This is a genomic window from Paenibacillus nanensis (assembly GCF_003583765.1).
GTDB lineage: Bacteria > Bacillota > Bacilli > Paenibacillales > Paenibacillaceae > Pristimantibacillus > Pristimantibacillus nanensis.
In genome coordinates, this window is sequence record NZ_QXQA01000001.1 from 671,258 (window position 1) to 688,324 (window position 17,067).

The 17,067-nt window shown below is 55.6% G+C and carries 13 protein-coding genes; all 13 read left to right on the top strand.

The genetic code is table 11. From position 1 onward, the window contains the following. The first annotated feature begins 4 nt into the window (after positions 1-4). The 13 genes from D3P08_RS02835 to D3P08_RS02905 all read left to right on the top strand — a co-directional run bounded on the left by D3P08_RS02835 (position 5) and on the right by D3P08_RS02905 (position 16,866). Positions 5-904 carry a phosphoribosylaminoimidazolesuccinocarboxamide synthase gene (locus D3P08_RS02835; RefSeq protein ID WP_119597887.1) on the top strand — a complete coding sequence of 300 codons (900 nt, stop codon included), beginning with the start codon at positions 5-7 and terminating at the stop codon, positions 902-904. 764 nt (positions 905-1,668) lie between these two features. After that, on the top strand, positions 1,669-1,914 hold the full coding sequence (purS, locus tag D3P08_RS02845; RefSeq protein WP_206098912.1) for a phosphoribosylformylglycinamidine synthase subunit PurS: 246 nt from the start codon (positions 1,669-1,671) through the stop codon (positions 1,912-1,914). Positions 1,915-1,917: 3 nt separating this feature from the next. Beyond that, complete coding sequence (gene purQ, locus D3P08_RS02850) at positions 1,918-2,613, top strand: phosphoribosylformylglycinamidine synthase subunit PurQ (protein WP_119598018.1); 696 nt, start codon at positions 1,918-1,920, stop codon at positions 2,611-2,613. Continuing rightward, entirely contained in the window at positions 2,591-4,834 is a 2,244-nt protein-coding gene (gene purL, locus D3P08_RS02855) for a phosphoribosylformylglycinamidine synthase subunit PurL (RefSeq protein ID WP_119597890.1), read from the top strand. The genes purQ and purL overlap by 23 nt, the downstream gene beginning before the upstream one ends. Further along, a complete protein-coding gene (gene purF, locus D3P08_RS02860; protein WP_119597891.1) occupies positions 4,819-6,300 on the top strand; it encodes an amidophosphoribosyltransferase in 1,482 nt (493 codons plus the stop codon). Before purL ends, purF begins: the two co-directional genes overlap by 16 nt. A gap of 917 nt (positions 6,301-7,217) precedes the next feature. After that, a complete protein-coding gene (gene purM / locus D3P08_RS02870) occupies positions 7,218-8,261 on the top strand; it encodes a phosphoribosylformylglycinamidine cyclo-ligase (protein WP_119597893.1) in 1,044 nt (347 codons plus the stop codon). Next, the gene (purN, locus tag D3P08_RS02875) at positions 8,261-8,872 is read left to right on the top strand and encodes a phosphoribosylglycinamide formyltransferase (RefSeq protein WP_119597894.1); all 612 of its coding nucleotides are present in this window, start codon (positions 8,261-8,263) and stop codon (positions 8,870-8,872) included. Before purM ends, purN begins: the two co-directional genes overlap by 1 nt. Before the next feature lie 81 nt (positions 8,873-8,953). Then, complete coding sequence (gene purH, locus D3P08_RS02880; protein WP_119597895.1) at positions 8,954-10,501, top strand: bifunctional phosphoribosylaminoimidazolecarboxamide formyltransferase/IMP cyclohydrolase; 1,548 nt, start codon at positions 8,954-8,956, stop codon at positions 10,499-10,501. A gap of 23 nt (positions 10,502-10,524) precedes the next feature. Continuing rightward, positions 10,525-11,790 carry a phosphoribosylamine--glycine ligase gene (purD, locus tag D3P08_RS02885; protein ID WP_119597896.1) on the top strand — a complete coding sequence of 422 codons (1,266 nt, stop codon included), beginning with the start codon at positions 10,525-10,527 and terminating at the stop codon, positions 11,788-11,790. Between the two features lie 339 nt (positions 11,791-12,129). Then, positions 12,130-13,158: a polysaccharide deacetylase family protein gene (locus tag D3P08_RS02890; RefSeq protein WP_119597897.1), complete on the top strand. Its 1,029-nt coding sequence runs from the start codon at positions 12,130-12,132 to the stop codon at positions 13,156-13,158. Positions 13,159-13,259: 101 nt separating this feature from the next. Then, positions 13,260-14,645, top strand: coding sequence for a hypothetical protein (locus tag D3P08_RS02895; RefSeq protein WP_119597898.1), 1,386 nt, complete (start codon positions 13,260-13,262; stop codon positions 14,643-14,645). A gap of 17 nt (positions 14,646-14,662) precedes the next feature. Next, a complete protein-coding gene (locus tag D3P08_RS02900) occupies positions 14,663-15,463 on the top strand; it encodes a response regulator transcription factor (RefSeq protein WP_119597899.1) in 801 nt (266 codons plus the stop codon). Continuing rightward, complete coding sequence (locus D3P08_RS02905) at positions 15,451-16,866, top strand: sensor histidine kinase (RefSeq protein ID WP_162848342.1); 1,416 nt, start codon at positions 15,451-15,453, stop codon at positions 16,864-16,866. Before D3P08_RS02900 ends, D3P08_RS02905 begins: the two co-directional genes overlap by 13 nt. The last annotated feature ends 201 nt before the right edge of the window (positions 16,867-17,067 follow it).

Genomic DNA, 17,067 nt, shown 5'->3' on the forward strand with positions numbered 1-17,067 from the left:
GAACATGGGAGCGCAAGTGCAGGCTTTGTCCACTGCCGTTGATTATGTGAAAGCGCCGCTTGTCTATAAAGGCAAGGTACGCGAGCTGTATGATTTGGGCGAGCACTTCCTTATCGTGGTGACGGATCGGATCTCGGCGTTCGATTACGTGCTTGATCCGGCTGTGCCGGACAAAGGCAACGTGCTGAATCGGCTGTCCGCTTTCTGGTTTGATAGGACGAAGGATATGATGCCGAATCACGTTGTTCATACGGACGTATCGCTGCTTGGCGATACGATTACGGCGCCCGAACTGCTGAAGAACCGGATCATGGTGACGCGCAAAGCGGAACGCATCGATATCGAATGCGTCGTGCGCGGCTATATTACAGGCAACGGCTGGCGTCAGTACGAGAAGACGCAGGCCATCAACGGTATTGCGCTGCCGGAGGGACTTCGCAAGAACGAACGGTTCCCGGAGCCGATCTTTACGCCGGCCGCGAAAAATGACGTCGGCCATGACGAAGATATTTCATTCGAGCGTATGGTTGAGATGGTCGGTGAGGAGCTGGCGATTGAGCTTCGCGACCGAAGCCTCGAGCTGTACAAGTTCGCGCATGCTTATTGCAAAGAGCGCGGCATCATCCTCGCCGACTGCAAATTTGAATTTGGACTTATCGACGGCAAGGTTATTTTAATCGATGAAATCTTTACGCCGGACTCGTCGCGCTTCTGGTCAGAAGGCAATTATGCCTATGACGTAGAGATCGACAGCATGGACAAGGAGCCGGTACGCACCTACCTGCTCGGCTCCGACTGGGACCGCGACAGCCGCCCGGATCCGCTGCCGGAGGTCGTCGTCACCGCCACAACGGCGCGCTACCGCGAGATCTACCGCCGCTTAACCGGCGGCGAGCTGAGCTAGCTGGCGGCACGCCGCAAGTGCGCGGCCGTCATTACGCGGCTGCTGCCGTTGCAACGGCGAAAAAGGCGCTTGCAGCGCGGACCTAGCACGAGTGAGCCGCTGTAACGGCGAAAAAGGCCGTTACAGCGCGGACCTAGCGCGAGCGGGCCGCTGTAACGGCGAAAAAGACCGTTACAGCACTGAACTAGCACGAGCGGCCGGCTGCAACGGCGAAAAAGGCGCTTACAGCGCGGACCTAGCGCGAGCGGGCCGCAGTAACGGCGAAAAAGGCGCTTGCAGCGCGGACCTAGCGCGAGCGGGCCGGCTATAACGGCGAAAAAGGCGCTTATAGTGTGAACCAAGCGCGAGCAAGCCGTTGTAACGGCGAAAAAGACCGTTACAGCACTGACCTAGCGCAAGCGGGCTGCTGTAACGGTGAAAAAGGCGCTTGCAGCGCGGACCTAGCGCGAGCGGGCCGGCTGCAACAGTGAAAAAGGCGCTTGCAGCGCGAACCTAGCGTGAGCGGACTGCTGCAACGGTGAAAAAGACCGTTACAGCACTGAACTAGCGCGAACGAGCAGCTGTAACGGCGAAAAAGACCGTTACAGCACTGAACTAGCACGAGCGGCCGGCTGCAACGGCGAACAAGGCGCTTACAGCGCGGACCTAGCGCGAGCGAGCCGCAGTAACGGCGAAAAAGACCGTTACAGCACTCAACTTGCACGAACGAGCTCGCTCACCCACACAAACTAACTTTTTAAAAATTCAACCATATTCAGGAGGCAATTATGAAGGCAACCGTCTACGTCACGATCAAGGAAAACGTATTGGATCCGCAAGGAACTGCAGTGCAAGGCGCTCTCCACACCATGGGTTTCTCGGAAGTCGGGAAGGTTCGCATCGGCAAATACCTTGAGGTTGAGCTGGATACGAACGACCGCGCGGAAGCGGAAGCGCGCCTGAAAGTGATGTGCGAGAAGCTGCTGGCGAACACCGTCGTCGAAGACTACCGTTTTGAGCTGGAGGGGTAAAAAATGAAGTTTGCCGTACTCGTATTTCCTGGCTCCAACTGTGACATCGACTGCTACAAAGCGGTAGAATCCACGATCGGCCAACCGGTCGACTACGTGTGGCATACCGCGACGGACTTGTCCGCATACGACGCCATTCTGGTGCCGGGCGGATTCTCCTACGGGGACTACCTGCGCTGCGGCGCGATCGCCCGATTCGCGAACGTGATGAATGAAGTGAAGAAGGCTGCCGAACAAGGCAAGTTCATCCTCGGCATTTGCAATGGCTTCCAGATCCTGACCGAAGCCGGCCTTCTGCCTGGCGCGCTGATCCGCAACACGGGTCTGAAATTCCGCTGCCATGGCACGTCTCTTGAAGTGGTTAACAATAACACGCCTTTTACAAAAGAATACTCGCAAGGCGAGTTGATCAATATTCCGATCGCCCATGGCGAAGGCAATTACTTTTGCGACGCCGCGACGCTCGAAGAGCTGAAGGCGAACAACCAAATCGTGTTCCGCTACGCGGGCGACACGAATCCGAACGGCTCTGTGGAAAATATCGCGGGCATCAGCAACAAAGCGGGCAACGTGGTCGGCATGATGCCGCATCCGGAGCGCGCGGTAGACCAGTTGCTTGGCTCGGAAGACGGAAAACGGATGTTTACATCGATTTTGAATGCATGGAGGGAACAACATGGCGCAGCAGTTAACGGCTAAGGAGCCGACGGCAGAACAAATCGCGGACCAACGCATTTACACGCAATTCGGTGTAACAGACCACGAGTATGAACTCATTTGCGGTTTCCTGGGACGCAAGCCAAACTACACGGAAATCGGCGTATTCAGCGTCATGTGGTCGGAGCACTGCTCCTACAAAAACTCCAAGCCGATCCTGAAAAAGTTCCCGATCACCGGAGAACGCGTTCTCATGGGTCCAGGCGAAGGCGCGGGTATCGTCGACATCGGCGACAACCAAGCCGTTGTTTTCAAAATCGAATCGCATAACCATCCGTCCGCAGTTGAGCCATATCAAGGCGCGGCAACGGGCGTAGGCGGCATCATTCGCGACATCTTTTCGATGGGCGCGCGTCCTGTCGCTCTCCTGAACAGCTTGCGTTTCGGCAACCTGAACAACGAGCGCGTGAAATACTTGTTCGAAAACGTCGTAAGCGGCATCGCCGGCTACGGCAACTGCATCGGCATTCCGACTGTTGCGGGCGAAGTCATGTTCGACGAGAGCTACGAAGGCAATCCGCTCGTTAACGCGATGTGCGTCGGTCTCATCGACCATGATAAAATCCAGCGCGGCGTCGCCAAAGGCGTCGGCAATCCCGTCTTCTACGTCGGACCTGCCACTGGCCGCGACGGTATCCACGGCGCGACATTTGCTTCCGTTGAATTGTCGGAAGAATCCGAAGAGAAGCGCACTGCGGTTCAAGTCGGCGATCCGTTCATGGAGAAGCTGGTAATGGAAGCGACGCTCGAGCTGATCAACTCCGGCATCGTCCTTGGCATTCAGGATATGGGAGCGGCGGGCCTAACTTGCTCCAGCGCGGAGATGGCGTCCAAAGCGGGCAACGGCCTGGAGCTGTACCTCGACGAGGTGCCTCAGCGCGAGACGGGCATGACGCCGTACGAAATGATGCTGTCCGAATCGCAGGAGCGCATGCTGTTTGTCATCGAGCCGCAGCATGAGGCGCAGGCGAAAGAGATTTTTGACCGTTGGGGCATCATTTGCGCGAAGGTCGGCAAGGTGACGGACGACGGACGTCTCCGCCTGTTCCACCAAGGCGAGCAAGTAGCGGACATGCCGGTCAAGGCGCTTGTCGACGAGTGCCCGGTATATAACAAGCCGTCCGCTGAACCGGCTTACTTCCGCGAGAGCGCGTCGATCGACACGGCTGCTTTCCCTGAAATCACCGATCTGAACGGCGCGCTGGAGAAGGTTCTTGCTTCTCCGACTGTAGCAAGCAAAGAGTGGGTATACAACCAATACGACTACATGGTGCGTACGGCTACGGCAGTTCAGCCGGGCTCCGATGCGGCGGTTGTATTGATTGACGGCACGCGCAAGGCGCTCGCTATGACAACGGACTGCAACGGACGTTACGTTTACCTCGATCCGGAGATGGGCGGCCGCATCGCGGTAGCGGAAGCGGCGCGCAACATCGTGTGCTCCGGCGCCGAGCCGCTGGCGATTACGGACAACTTGAACTTCGGCAGCCCGGAGAAGCCGGAAGTGTTCTGGCAGCTGGAGAAATCCGCCGACGGCATGTCCGAGGCTTGCGTGAAGCTGAATACGCCGGTTATCGGCGGTAACGTCAGCTTGTACAATGAAAACGCAAAAGGCGCCATCTACCCGACGCCGGTTATCGGCATGGTCGGCCTGGTGCATGACATTAACCATATTACAACGCAAAAGTTCAAAGCCGAAGGCGACGTCATTATTCTCGTGGGCGAGACAAAAGCGGAGTTTGGCGGCAGCGAGCTGCAATACGTGTTGAACGGAGCGGCAACAGGCCGTCCGCCGGTTATTGATCTGGATACAGAGAAAAAAGTGCAAGACGCCGTGCTCAGCGCGATTCAGAAAGGGCTTGTCGCTTCCGCGCATGACCTGTCCGAAGGCGGCATCGCCGTCGCACTTGCGGAATCCTGCATCAGCGGCGGCATCGGCGCGAATGTGTCGCTAACAAGCGACCTTCGTCCGGATCATCTTCTGTTCAGCGAATCGCAATCCCGAATTCTGCTTTCGGCTAAGCCGGACCAAGCAGATGCGCTGACAGCCCTGCTGTCGGAGCAAGGCGTAACCTTCGCAACTATCGGTACAGTTACAGGAAGCAGCCTGACAATTAACGTGAACGGCAAAGCCGGCATTAACGCGCCGGTACAACAACTGGAGAAGGTCTGGAAGGATGCGATTCCATGTCTAATGAAGTAACCGACCGCCCGTTGCTTTGGACAGGAAACCATTATAACGAGGGCATCGGCCGGGATGATATTTTCGATAAATTGCGTGAGGAGTGCGGGGTGTTCGGCGTGTTCGGGCATCCCGACGCTGCCGGGCTATCTTATTACGGCTTGCATGCTCTTCAGCATCGCGGCGAAGAAAGCGCGGGCATTTGCACCGCGGATTCCCGCGAAGGCGGTAAATTCAATTACCATCGCGGCATGGGGCTCGTCAAGGAAGTGTTCGACAAGGAAAATCTGGAGAGGCTCTCCGGCGACCGATCGATCGGACACGTCCGCTACTCGACTTCAGGGGCAAGCCATCTGGGCAACGCTCAGCCGCTGATTTTCCGTTACCGTGACGGCGATCTGGCCGTTGCGACCAACGGCAATATCGTCAACGCTCCGGAAATCCGGCGAGAGCTGGAAATGAGCGGCTCCATCTTCCAAACTTCCAGCGATACCGAAGTAATCGCGCATTTGATCGCGCGTTCGCCGAAGGATTTTGTAACGGCGGCTAAGGAAGCGCTGCAGCGCATTATCGGCGGGTTCGCATTCCTGATCATGACGAACGATAAGCTGCTCGTCGCATCCGATCCGCATGGTCTGCGTCCGCTGGCAATGGCTCGTCTCGGCGACAGCTATGTTTTCGCGTCGGAGACCTGCGCGTTCGAGACGATAGGCGCGGAATATGTGCGGGACGTTCAGCCGGGCGAGCTGCTCATTTTGGACGAAGAAGGCTTGCATGAGGACCGTTACGAGACGATTGAACGCAGAGCGACCTGCGCGATGGAATATATTTATTTTGCCCGCCCGGACAGCGACATTAACGGCATCAACATTCACTCGGCGCGCAAACGGATGGGACAACAGCTGGCGATTGAATCTTTTGTCGATGCCGATGTTGTGACAGGCGTCCCTGATTCCAGTATTTCCGCAGCGATCGGTTACGCGGAACAGACAGGTATCCCTTATGAGCTGGGACTCATCAAAAATAAATATACCGGACGCACGTTCATCCAGCCGTCACAGGAGCTGCGCGAAAAAGGCGTCAAAATGAAGCTGTCCGCCGTCCGTAAAGTGGTGGAGGGGAAACGCGTCGTCATGATCGACGATTCGATCGTGCGCGGCACAACGTCTCGCCGGATCGTCAACCTGCTGCGTGAGGCGGGCGCTACAGAGGTGCATGTGCGCATCACATCGCCGCCGTTCAAAAATCCTTGCTACTACGGCATCGATACGCCCGACCGCAAGGAGCTGATCGCTTCTTACCGCACGGTAGAGGAGATCCGCAAGGAAATTAATGCAGATTCGCTCTCCTTCCTGTCGGAGGAAGGGTTCGTCGATTCGGTAGGCGGCAACGATGGCGCATATAATCGCGGCTTATGCCTTGCTTGCTTCGACAACGACTACCCAACTCCGGTGAATGAAGAGTCGGATAAAAGCTGCAGCTGCTAGCGTCAACTTGCGTGGCTATGAGTCGGCTACGCCGCCTTATACACGCCGGTTGGTGCTAGGTTGAGGAATTAAGTTGGTAGTAACGCCTTAATTGGGGCCGTTTGTGTGAATCGGGCGATATAAGTCGGCTACGCCGCTATAAACATGCCGGTTGGTGCTGGGTTGAGGAATTAAGATGGTAGTAACGCCTTAGCTGGGGCCGTTTGTGTGAATCGGGCGATATAAGTCGGCTACGCCGCTTTAAACATGCCGGTTGGTGATGGGCTGAGGAATGAAGATGGTAGTAACGCCTTAACTGGGGCTGTTTGTGTGAATCGGGCGATATAAGTCGGCTACGCCGCTTTAACACGTCGCTTGGTGCTAGGCTGAGGAATTAAGATGGTTACAACACCTTAATTATGACGGTTCATGCGAATTGGGGGAAATAAGTCGGTCACACCGCCTTGCCGCATCGTATGATGGAAACCGCTCTAACTGAGGAACCTTATCCGAACCCAAACTAACTAATATGACTTTGAATCGACCGTTCGATCGCAATAAGCGCGCCACACGAGCTTAAAAGCTCGCAACGGGCTGCAGCGATCGCAATAAGCGCGCCACACGAGCTTAAAAGCTCGAAGCGGGCAACAGCGAGCACAATAAGCGCGTCAGATGAGCTTAAAAGCTCGCAAAAGGCTGCTGCGATCGCAATAAGCGCGTGAGATGAGCTTAAAAGCTCGCAACGGGCTGGAGCGAGCACAATAAGCGCGCCACGCGAGCTTAAAAGCTCGCAACGGGATGCAGCAAGCGCAATAAGCGCGCCACACGAGCTTAAAAGCTCGAAGCGGGCTGCAGCGATCGCAATAAGCGCGCCACACGAGCTTACCTGCAACGAAGCAAGACATGTATCATGAGAACGAAATAAGGAGTGGACCCATTTGTCAGAAGCGTACAAGAAGGCCGGCGTTGACATTGCGGCGGGCAATGAAGCCGTTGAGCGGATGAAGAAGCATGTGAAGAGAACGTACCGTCCGGAGGTGCTGGCGGAGCTCGGCGGCTTCGGCGGTCTGTTCAGCCTGAACAAGGACAAATACGAGGAGCCCGTGCTCGTCTCCGGGACGGATGGCGTCGGCACGAAGCTGAAGCTTGCTTTTGCGATGGACAAGCATGACACAATCGGTATCGACGCGGTGGCGATGTGCGTGAATGACATTATCGTGCAGGGCGCGGAGCCGCTGTTCTTCCTCGATTACCTCGCATGCGGCAAAGTCGTGCCGGAGAAAATCGAAGCGATCGTCAAAGGCATCTCCGAAGGCTGCGTGCAGTCCGGCTGCGCGCTGATCGGCGGCGAAACGGCTGAAATGCCGGGCATGTACAGCGAAGACGAATACGATATCGCGGGGTTCACCGTCGGCATCGTCGACAAGAAAAAAATGATCGACGGCTCCACGATCAAGCCGGGCGACGCAGTTCTCGGCTTCGCGTCGAGCGGCATTCACAGCAACGGCTTCTCGCTCGTTCGCCGTCTGCTGCTTGAGGAAGCGGGTTACTCGTTGGATCAGCAGCTTCCTGAGCTGGGCGGCGCAAAGCTGGGCGACGTGCTGCTCGAGCCAACCCGCATTTATGTGAAGCAAGCGTTGGCGTTGATCGACAAAGTGACGGTCAAAGGCATGGCGCACATTACAGGCGGCGGCTTTATCGAAAATATTCCGCGCGTTCTGCCGGAAGGCGTTAATGTGGAAATCAACTACGGCTCGTGGCCGATTCTGCCGATCTTCGGACTCATGCAGGAAAAAGGAAACATCAGCAACCGCGACATGTTTACGACTTTCAACATGGGCATCGGACTTGTTATCGTCGTGCCTGCGGACCAGGCGGAGCAAGCGCTTGCTGCAGCTGCCGAGCTTGGCGAGAATGCCTACCGCATCGGCACGGTGACTGAAGGCAGCCGTATCGTAACGTTCCAAGGAGCTGACGTCTAATGGCGGCTAAGCGCATTGCGGTGTTCGCTTCGGGACAAGGCTCCAACTTCCAGGCGATTGCGGATGCAGTGCGGGAGGGGAAGCTCGATGTCAGCATCGAGCTTCTTGTTTGTGACAAGCCGTCTGCTCCCGTAGTCGAACGGGCGAAGCATGCGGGAGTAGACGCCTTTGTGTTCAAACCTAAGGATTATCCGTCGCGCGAAGCGTACGAGACCGAAATCGCGGAGGAGCTTCGAAAGCGCCAGGTCGATTTGATTGTGCTTGCGGGGTACATGCGCATTTTAACGCCAACCCTGGTTGAGCCGTACTACGGCCGTATGATCAATATTCACCCTTCGCTTCTGCCGTCTTTCCCTGGCATCAACGCAATTGGGCAAGCGCTGGAGCACGGCGTCAAGGTTACGGGGGTAACGGTGCATTTCGTGGACGGCGGTCTCGACAGCGGACCGATTATTGCTCAGACGGCGGTCCCCCTATACGAAGAGGATACGGAGGCTTCGCTTGCGAAGCGAATCCATGAAGCGGAGCAGAAGTTATATCCATACGTGATCGGGCTGATTGCCCAAGAAAAAGTCGCAATTGAAGGCCGCAAGGTGATTGTAAAGCCGTAAGAGCTAGAGCTTCTTTAGGCAAAAGAGTAAAGACTGGCGGGCATGATGCCGGCTATTCCACACCACAAGGAGGATGTTTGCGTGGCTATTCGCAGAGCGTTAATCAGCGTGTCCGACAAAACGGGCATCGTCGAGTTTTCGAGAGAATTGGCAAACCAAGGGGTACAAATTATTTCGACGGGGGGCACTTTCAGCCTGCTTCAAAAGGAAGGCGTGCCGGTTATCGGCATTTCCGATGTTACGGGCTTCCCGGAAATTTTGGACGGCCGCGTCAAGACGCTTCATCCCGCCGTGCATAGCGGACTTCTTGCCGTAAGGGACGACGAAGAGCATCAGAAAGCGATGCAAGAGCTCGGTCTGGACTACATCGATTTAGTCATCGTCAATCTGTATCCGTTCAAGGAAACGATCGCGAAGCCGGATGTTACGTACGAAGACGCGATCGAAAATATCGATATCGGCGGCCCGACGATGCTTCGTTCGGCGGCGAAAAACCATGCTTTCGTTACGGTCGTGGTCGATGCCGGCGACTATGGCGCCGTTCTGGAAGAAGTGAAAGCGCAGGGCGATACTACGCTGGAAACACGCAAACGCCTCGCGGCGAAAGTGTTCCGCCACACGGCTTCTTATGACGCGCTGATCTCCGACTATCTGTCCAAGCAGACAGGTGAGCCGCTTCCGGAAACCTACACCGTGACATACGAGAAGGTTCAGGATCTGCGCTACGGAGAGAACCCTCACCAGAAAGCGGCGTTCTACCGTAAGCCGCTTGCGGCATCCGGCAACGTGACGACAGCGGAGCAGCTTCACGGCAAAGAGCTGTCCTACAACAACATTAACGACGCCAACGCGGCGCTTGCGATTTTGAAGGAATTCGATGAGCCGGCCGTTGTTGCGGTCAAGCATATGAATCCATGCGGCGTAGGGATCGGCGCGAACATCCATGAGGCGTACAAAAAGGCTTATGAAGCGGATCCAACCTCCATCTTCGGCGGCATCGTCGCGGCTAACCGCACGATTGGAGCGGATACGGCAGAGCTGCTCGGCAGCATCTTCCTGGAAATCATTATCGCGCCCGACTTTACGCCGGAAGCGCTCGACATCCTGACGAAAAAGAAAAATATCCGCCTGATGAAGCTCGGCGAGCTGACTGCAGCGGCTGAACGCAAGGCGGAGTGGGTTGTAACCTCGGTAGACGGCGGTATGCTCGTACAGGAGAGCGACGTGCACACCATTTCCGGAACGGACCTTAAGGTCGTTACGAACCGTAAGCCGACGGAAGAGGAATTGAAGCAGCTTCTATTCGGCTGGAAGGTCGTCAAGCATGTGAAGTCGAACGCCATCCTGCTTGCGAAGGACGATATGACCGTCGGCGTCGGCGCCGGACAAATGAACCGTGTAGGCGCAGCGCGCATCGCGGTTGAGCAGGCGGGCGAAAAAGCGGCCGGTTCCGTACTCGCTTCCGACGCTTTCTTCCCAATGGGCGATACCGTAGAGCTGGCGGCGAAAGCGGGCATTACAGCCATTATCCAGCCAGGCGGCTCCATTAAGGACGAAGAGTCGATCGCGGCGGCGAACGCGCACAATATCGCGATGGTATTTACAGGCGTACGCCATTTCAAGCACTAATAGAGAAGCGGGGGAAACGAACGATGCGTTTATTGGTCATTGGCGGCGGCGGACGCGAGCATGCGATCTGCTGGGCGCTCAAGAAAAGCGAGAAGGTCGAGGAGCTGTTCTGCGCGCCCGGCAACGCGGGCATTGCCCAGATCGCGGAGTGTGTGCCCATTGCGGTATCGCAGTTCGACGAGCTGACGAGATTCGCCAAGGAAGCGTCGATCGATCTTGTATTCGTCGGTCCGGATGATCCGCTGGCGGACGGTATCGTCGACGCGTTCGAAGCGGCGGGCATTCCGGCTTTCGGTCCGAACAAGCAGGCAGCGGAGATTGAGGGCAGCAAGATCTTTATGAAAAACCTGCTCAAAAAATATAACATCCCTACGGCGAAGTACGAAACGTTTACTGACTTTGAAACGGCTTTGACCTACCTCAAGCAGCAGCAAGCGCCGATCGTGATTAAAGCGGACGGACTTGCCGCTGGCAAAGGCGTGACGGTTGCGGCAACAATGGAAGAGGCGGAAAAGGCGCTTCGCGAGGCAATGGTCGACAAAGTGTTCGGAGACGCGGGCAACCAGGTCGTCATTGAGGAGTTTTTGGAAGGACAAGAGATGTCCATTCTGGCGTTTGTCGACGGCGAAACCGTCAAGCCGATGGTGCCGGCGCAGGACCATAAGCCGATCTTCGACGGCGACAAGGGACCGAATACGGGCGGCATGGGCACCTATACGCCGCTGCCGCATATCGAGCAGAGCGTTATCGACGACGCTATCGTGAACATTATTATTCCTACCGCCAAAGCGATGGTCAGCGAAGGCCGGCCGTTCCGCGGCGTATTGTTCGCAGGCCTTATGATTACAAAGGACGGTCCGAAGACGATCGAATTCAATGCGCGGATGGGCGACCCGGAGACGCAGGTCGTGCTGCCGCGCCTTAAGACGGATCTGGTCGATATCGTGCTGGCGGCGATGAACGGACGCCTCGGCGAGCTTAACATCGAATGGAGCGACGAGGCAGCGGTTTGCGTTATCGCCGCTTCGGAAGGTTACCCCGGCTCGTATCCGAAAGGCCGCGCCATTACCGGCATCGCGGAAGCGGAAGCGCAAGGCGCGCTTGTGTTCCACGCCGGGACGGCGCTGAAAGACGGCGAGCTTGTAACGAGCGGCGGCCGCGTGCTCGGCATCGTTGGCCGCGGCCGCGACATCGCGGAGGCTCGCGCAAGAGCGTACGAAGCCGTAAGCGTAATTCACTTTGAAGGCATGCAAAACCGCACGGATATTGCCGCAAAGGCGCTGAGATAGTCTATCCAACAATAGGAAGAAGCCTGTTTCCGAAGCGGGGCGAGAGAACCTCGCCCAATCGGAACAGGCTTTTTTTCACTATAGGAGATCGTTTATCCGAAAAATTATCCCTAACATATTGGCTCGGTGGCGATGCATATATTCATTTAACAGCGAACGGAGAACCGCCGCAAATCATGTTTCCGCACATCCATACCCGTTATTTGCACCCCTGTTTTCTGTCGGATGAAAACGGGGTTTTTTGTCGCAGCAAAGCGAATCATGTTACTAATTTGTAACTCTCTAAACCTATCGTTCTATTAAGATAAAACTATCAGCGGAATAGAAGGTGTGAGCGAAGTGGAGAGGAAAAAAAGAACGGGTTTGCGGAGGCTGTTAGCGCTTGTGGCGTTGATGACGGTAATGGGCTGGACGGCAGGCTGCGCGGCCAGTCAGTCGATTGGTCTGTCGGCGCTGTTGCCGGCTAAGGAGGAAGCTTTGCTCCCTAATGAAGAACAGCAAGTAGAAGAGACGACCGGCGGCGCTTCGGGAGGTTCTACCGCTGTATATGTGCCGGAGTCCAGCGCGGAAGATCAGGAGTTTGTAATTAAGCCGGCGGATATACCGGCCGAAGAGGATGAGGAAGAAGTTATCGTCGTTGATCTGCCGGAACAAGAGGCGGAGGGAGAGACGGATCTCTCAGAGGGCACGGGCAGCGCTGTGCCTGAACCGTCAGATACCGATGTGCAGGAAGAGACTGCCGAGGAGACGGATTCCGGTAACGTGGACCCCGATGCCCCTGCCGTAGATCAAGAGCAAAAGCAGGCTGCGCTTACGTTCGACGACGGCCCGGATGCTAAATATACTACGGCAATTTTAGATATATTAAAGGAAAAGGGAGTTAAGGCGACATTTTTTGTCGTGGGCTCGCAGGTCGAAAAATATCCGGATGTGATGAAACGAATCATTGAAGAAGGGCATGCGGTCGGCAATCATACGCAAGGTCATAAAAACTTACGGGAGCTGGGCAAGTCCGGTATTCTGGAGCAAATGACGGAAGCGGACGAGGCGATCGAGGACGCGGTCGGCTTCACGCCGGAGCTTTTCCGGGCGCCGTATGGGGCGGTTTCAGATACGTTGACCGACGTGCTGGAGGAGAATGACCGCAGGCTGGTCGGATGGACGGTCGATACACGAGATTGGGCAGGAACCTCTATAGCGGATATGAGGGAAATGATTCGTACGAAAACGGAAGCAAATGGTATAATATTGATGCATTCCTTTGGCGGCAAACATATACGCAATACGGTGGAGGCGCTTCCTGCGGTTATTGACGATCTCCAGGAGCTTGGCTTTACATTGGTTACCGTGGATCAAATCGAGGAATGATAGGCCGTATTATCCATAAAGGGGACAACATGATGGTTCGCGGTTGCAGTCGGAATCGTACATTACAATTAAGGAGCAAGGGTCGCAGACCCGCGCTCCTTTTGGCGCTGTTCATATGCGTGCTTATTTGCGCGGGCTGCCGGTATACCGCCGCGCCGGCCGATCTGCTGCAGAAGCCTTCGATCGCGGCAGATAAGGAGGAGCTTGCTGCGGCAATCGCCAAGGCGCTGCCGCAGTTCAGCGTACTGATGCTACCGCACCGCGACGATTATAAAGAGGCGATCAGGCTCAAAGATTTAACCGGAGACGGCGTCCCCGAAGCGATCGTCACGTATTATAACGAGTTCAGTACGCCGGAGATTATGGTGCTGAGGCAGACGGAGTTCGGGTGGCGGCAATCCGTCCTTGTCGAGCAGCCGCTTGCGCGGGATATCGCTTGGCTGAAGGTCGTCGATTTGGACGACGACGGCGAATATGAATTGATTGTCGGCTGGGTCGGAGCCTTTGACAGTCCGAATGTGCTTGAGCTGTATTCCTTTCATTCGAAGGCCGTCCGTAATGACAATGGCATGCTGACGCTTCCCGCCATTCAGACTTTGCCGTATGAACTGGCGGATGCGGCGGATTTGGATCATGACGGCAAGGAAGAGGTCATCATTCTCGATGCTTTAGGAACAAGCGGCGAGCATGAAGTACCATCTTATTACTTGAGCCTTTATGAATGGAATAAAGACGGTCTTGCGAAACAAACGATTTTATCGATGCCGCAGGGCGTTAACCAGTTTGAACGGATGCTGGCGGGACGGATTTCGGACAAGCATTACGGCGTTCTGCTGGAAGGCGGCACGGGCGCGCACGGCATGCTGACCTATCTGTATGCTTGGGAGAAAGGCGGGTTCGAGCTGATTTACCCAAATGAGAAAAAAGGGGAAAGCGGCTTAAGCGGAACACCGACAAAAAGCGGGGATATGAATGGAGACGGGATCCTCGAGCTTAATGTTGTCCGGGCGGCGCCCGGCATCGAGGATGTGGCCTACGCCAACACCATGTGGATCAACGAGTGGGTGCAATGGGACGGCAAGGACGGGTATAAGCTTATCGCCGAGCAATATATCGACAGCACCTACGGGGTAAAGCTGAATGTGCCGGAAGAATGGCGCGGCTGGTATACGCTGAAAAAACCGAAGGCATCAACCTATGGCATTGTTACGTTTGAATACTGGAACGAGAAGAAACGGGTATCGTCTGAGCTTGCGACGATCTACGTTGTTCCGCTGAAGCAGTGGGGAACGGTAGAGGCAGCCTGGAAGGGTGAGCATCGTTCTTACCGGCTCATCGCTTCGGACAGCGGCAACGCGTATCTCGTGTCGTTTGCGCAGGAGGCGCCGGAGCAGCTGTCCGAGGAGGATAAAGAGCAGTTCCTGCTGATGCGCGGCGTGGAAGAGCATTTTACAAAGTATATATCGATTGATCAGGACGACAGATAGGAGCGGCGGTGATCGGAATGCGTGTACTGCTATTGGAGGACGAAGAGTCCATTCGGGGATTCGTTCGAATAAATTTGAAGAGGAACGGGATCGAGGTTGTCGAGGCGGAGAGAGGCGAGGATGCGCTCGCGTATGCGGAGTCGGACGGCCCGTTCGATATAGCGCTGCTTGACGTGATGCTTCCCACCATCGACGGCTTCGAAGTCTGCGAGAAGCTGCGGTTACGGTTTCCGCGAATGGGCATCATTATGCTGACGGCCAAGGCGCAGGAAGAGGATAAGATCCGGGGACTCGAGCTTGGCGCCGATGACTACGTGCAGAAGCCGTTCAGTCCCGGCGAGCTGATCGCCAGAATTAAATCTCTGCACCGAAGGATGAATGCGGGAATGCCGGAGGAGCAAAGCGCAGAGGATAACAACCCGGGAAGCCAAGCTGTAACGGAGCAGGAGCCCGCCGCTTCCGAAACGGCGCCTGCCTCAGCAACGAAATTCGTTGAGCAGGAGCGCACCAGCGGCATATTCCGGCTTTCCATTACGGAACGGAAGCTTTGGAAGCAGGGCAACGAAATTATTTTGACGCCGACGGAATGGACGCTCGTCAGACTGCTGATGGAACGGGAAGGAGAAAGCGTCAGCCGCGATCATATTTTGACGGAAGTATGGGGGCGTTATTATGTCGGCGATTTGAAAGTGGTCGATGTGAATATTCGCCGAATCCGTCAGAAGATTGAAGCCAATCCTTCGGATCCTTCCGTTATCGAGACGGTATGGGGATACGGGTACCGGTGGAAACGGAGCGTGCCGGAATGCGAAGTCTAAAAACCAAGATGGTATGGAGCTATCTGCTGCTTATCGTATTGGTCGTTAGCCTGTTAGGCGCATCCTTCGCCATTCTGATGTGGAACTATTATTACGGCAGCGCGCAAAGCTCGGTCAAGCAAAGGGTGGAATCGGCAATGGCTCTGCATGGGCGCTCGCTGTCTTCGCTTACGCTGCAAGACCAGGCTGACTATCTGCTGCAGCATATGGCTGAAGCCGGTCCTACGCGAATTCAGCTTCTGAACAGCGCGGGAGAGCTGCGCATCGATTCGGACGGTTTTGCGCCCGATATCCGTTATGCGACAGGCGATGTAAAGGCAGCCATGAACGGAGAGATTGGCGGCTGGACCGGCGTCGATCCCTTCTATGGCGAACGGGTTATCTCTGTCACGGCTCCCTTATGGAACGAAGCCAGGGTAATATCGATGATCCGCTACACGTCCTCGCTCGAGCAGGTGGATCGGATGGTCGCCAATATTATTCAGATGGCGGCTTTCGCCGGGCTAGCCGTTATTTTGCTATTTTTGGGGCTAAGTCTCTTTTTGGCTCAACAGATTGTAAAGCCGATTCGCGAGCTTACAAGAGCGGCTCGTTACATGGCGGACGGCGATTGGTCGAGGCGGGCATCTCAGCGCGGGAAGGACGAAATCGGTCAATTGGCGGAAACCTTTAACACAATGGTAAGCGAGCTGAACAAAAGGGAGAAGCTAAAAAACGATTTTATATCCTCCATTTCGCATGAGCTTCGGACTCCGTTAACTTCGATTAAGGGCTGGAGCGAGACGCTGAAGGAAAGCGAACCGACGGAGGACGACGAAGAGGTGAAGCTTGGGCTGTCGATTATAAGCAAGGAGACGGATCGATTGGCCGGACTGGTGGAGGACTTGCTGGATTTCTCCAAGCTGTCGGCCCGGACTATGGAGCTGCAATCGGAGACGCTTGATCTGAATGAACCGGTGAAGGAGACCGTGAGCCAGCTTGCCGTTCGAGAGGAAGGAACAAAGGTGAAGCTGATCGCGGCTTACGGGGCTGGTCCCATTCTGGTGAACGGGGATTCGAACCGGCTGAAGCAAGTTGTCATTAATTTGATCGATAACGCGATTAAATTTACGCCGCCAGGCGGAAACGTTCGAGTTGTGACTGCTGCGGACGATGAGTTCGCGACGGTGACCGTGTCGGATACGGGAAGCGGAATCGGCGCCGAGGATTTGCCTCATGTTATGGAGAAGTTTTATAAGGCGAGCAACAGCCATGGAGGCTCCGGTCTCGGTCTTGCGATATGCAAGGAGATTGTCCAGCTCCACGGAGGCGAAATGGCGATAGACAGCGAACGCGGAGCCGGAACCATCGTCAAGGTAAAGCTGCCGCTGGTAAACGGCGCGAAGGCGGATCGTCAGCATTGAACCTATTCTTTATAGAAGAGCAGTTTACGGTTCGCAATGACATAGATGACGGCGGCCAATGCGCCGAGCCCCAGCATTACCGACAACCAATGCTCCGTTAGCCATGCAATCCATACAGGCATAAAATAGCAGAACCTCCTCATCCTAAAGGGACCCCGCTTATAACGGAGGTCCTTCTTTCGTTATCTATTCGTATGTTGC